Source organism: Prevotella sp. AM34-19LB (genome assembly GCF_003468525.1).
Classification (GTDB): domain Bacteria; phylum Bacteroidota; class Bacteroidia; order Bacteroidales; family Bacteroidaceae; genus Prevotella.
Map to the genome: position 1 here is coordinate 1 of NZ_QSIG01000100.1, position 2,735 is coordinate 2,735.

Annotated in this window: 2 protein-coding genes; both read right to left on the reverse strand. The window is 41.4% G+C overall.

Translation table 11 applies throughout. The annotated features are described in order from the left end of the window. Positions 1–591: 591 nt before the first annotated feature. The gene (locus DW830_RS15270) at positions 592–1,845 is read right to left on the reverse strand and encodes a type II toxin-antitoxin system HipA family toxin (RefSeq protein ID WP_119250478.1); all 1,254 of its coding nucleotides are present in this window, start codon (positions 1,843–1,845) and stop codon (positions 592–594) included. A 2-nt stretch (positions 1,846–1,847) separates the two neighbouring features. Continuing rightward, a complete protein-coding gene (locus DW830_RS15275; RefSeq protein ID WP_119250479.1) occupies positions 1,848–2,168 on the reverse strand; it encodes a helix-turn-helix domain-containing protein in 321 nt (106 codons plus the stop codon). Positions 2,169–2,735 lie beyond the last annotated feature (567 nt).

A 2,735-nucleotide genomic window follows, 5' to 3' on the forward strand; every position in this document is an offset into this window, starting at 1 on the left:
AGCCATACCTCCCCATTTGGGTGAAATTTATCTTTCTTGGTATTACCATGAACAAAATTATCACCTCGATGAGTATTTTCTCGAAACTTTTTGTTAACTTTGCAGCCGAATCTTCAACTGCATCTTTAAAGATATCCATATATTGGTCAAGTCCTGTATTCATATAATTTTGCGTTTGTCGTGATTTGCAAAGTTACTGAAAATCAGCGACTTGACCAACTTTTTATAGTTAAGTTTTCATAAGCATTTCTTAATATAAGTTATTGATTTACAGACGATTAAATGTTAATTTAACGCAGTATTGATTATAAGACATTATTATCATTTACTATTATACAAAAGTTGCGAAAACTAGACTAGACTGGTCGTTGGAATTTTAGTTGCCGAGGTGACTCACCTTCTAAGATTCCACGACTTTTTGGGCTCAGGGGAGATTGTCCGTGGATAAGACAATCTCCCCTGAGCCTTTTTCTTTCCATTCTTGGTAATGGTTATAATGGAAAGACACTCCTTAGTCAGAGCATCGTAGATAAGAAGCAGAAAGAGACAACCCAAATAAAATGAAGTAATATGAATAATTACTTCATTATATTATAGGCTAAGTTTGAACCTTTCCTTAAACATATCCATCTCTCTTCCTGGGATTTGAAGCTGAATAGCTAAATTCTCCCATTTGTTCACAGCTGCTTGAACCTCCTGGATGATGTTTTCAGCAACCTCCTTCTTTATCATATAGCTCTCGCATGAATCAAGCAGAACATGAATGTCTGCCTTGTTGGAAGATTCATTGATTAGAAGACTTTGATATTCATTGAGAGTCGGGTTCATATCATAGGCGGGTGACAGCGTCCATCCTTTTGGAGTGAGCAGAAAACCATGGTTTCTGAAGTGGTCATCAGAATTTCCAATGCAGATATTGAATGCTACCCTTCGGAAGAGTTCCTGAAGGTTTTTCTCTACGTCGCAGCAACCTTGGAGGATGAAATCAACTATATCGAGATAACCGTACCCATCTTGTGCATTATCACCATCCTTTAATCCCAGCAGAGACATGGATGACGCAAAATGTATTCTTTTGGCTTCATCAGTTCTGTCAAATCGTCTGGACAGGAGTGTGTGATATTTTCCCAGTCCCCCTAACACTCTGGTTTGAGCTACCTGTATTCCTGCCTTTTGAGCGAGAAGATGAGAAAAGTGTTCCCAAAGTCCTGTGTCATAGTCATCCTTGCGCGAAGGGAACTTAGCTATGCATAGATTGCCTTTTTCATCCAATACACCAGCCTTAGGTCTAGCGCCACCTAATGAGGTGCCGGGTTGGATAAGCTGTGCTATCCACTTTTTCTCAGGCAGCGTATCATTCTCTTCAGATTTTTCCACTTCGTGACTGGCATGAATCAATTCTCTGATTTCTGTTAGAGGAGGTATCTTGAGAGATGGTGACACATTGATATAATCGCCTTCCATTTCCCTTTTAAACCTAAATCCACCCATTCTGGAGAAGTCATCAATACCCATGAGGTAATCGAATGAGGAAAGAGCTCTGATAGCTCTCTTCTCTTCTGCAGCCTGTATCTGTTCTCTTCTTTTGAGCAAGGTACGCCCCCACCTGTCTGGCAATGCATCAGAAAAGCATCCGAAAATATCACTTCCTGGCTGGGTATATTGCTTGCCAGGGTAGTTGTTGATGTCCTCTGAAAGCTTGATTCCTGCATGAATCTTAAGCCAATTCTCATCAAAGTTGAAGGCAAAGCTGTCAGAGCCGCGCAATTTCTCATAGCACAGCTCACCCACCAGCTCTGGACTGACGAGCCAGTTAAAATCAGCGAAAACCAATAGTCGTTCCATTCCTATCCCTTTTTAGTAGCTCTTTGACGATTCTTCAGTCCCATATCCTGCAATGCCCTTCCAAGCTTGTCATCCTTTGCCAAGAGCAAGATGTCATCATCCAGTTGAAGAGCATAGAGTACACGCAGGTAGATTCCGATGGAAACCGTTGGTAATCCTTTCTCCACCTTGCAAAGTGTAACTTCTGAGCATGTTGCTCTTTCTGCGACTTGAGCCATGCTCAGGTTGCGGCGCAATCTGGCAAGCTTGATTTGCTCGCCCACGATTTCCATTTTTTGAATCAACTTCCTAGGAAGTTTGTTAGCCATTGTATTCTTTGTCATTGCCTTAATCCCAATTATGATGTGCAAATATACACAATAAACTTTATTATAAGATGGGTTAGCCTAAAGTTTTATAATAAATTAAGGATATGTTTTCGAAGTGTAACTACTCAGCACCCCTATGGGCATGAGTAGTTACAGCAAGCTGGCTTGTAGCGCTTATTGCCTCACTATGGCACAACATTGCCCCCTACCAGGGCAATAACCTGCCATTGCCAGGCACAAAACTATATGTCGGGAGTTTTTTTATAAAAGCACCACTCTCTTTTTTACTCTTCACTCTTCACCAAATCGGCTGAAACCCCGATAAACACTGGGGTTGCGAGCGGTGAAGAGTGCCGCACCACTCTTCACCACTCTTCACCTTCGGATTGCGCACAAAATTAAGCGGTAAATCGACCTGTTCGGTCGGGGGCTGAAACCACTTTTTTATGTCCCACAGATTTCACAGATTTTCAGTAAGCGGCTCCGCGTTTATACCATTGTAGACTTCTCATTTATTCGTACCTTTGCACCATCATTTTAAAATCAAACAAATTATGACAGCAAACGAACGTTTTGAGAAGG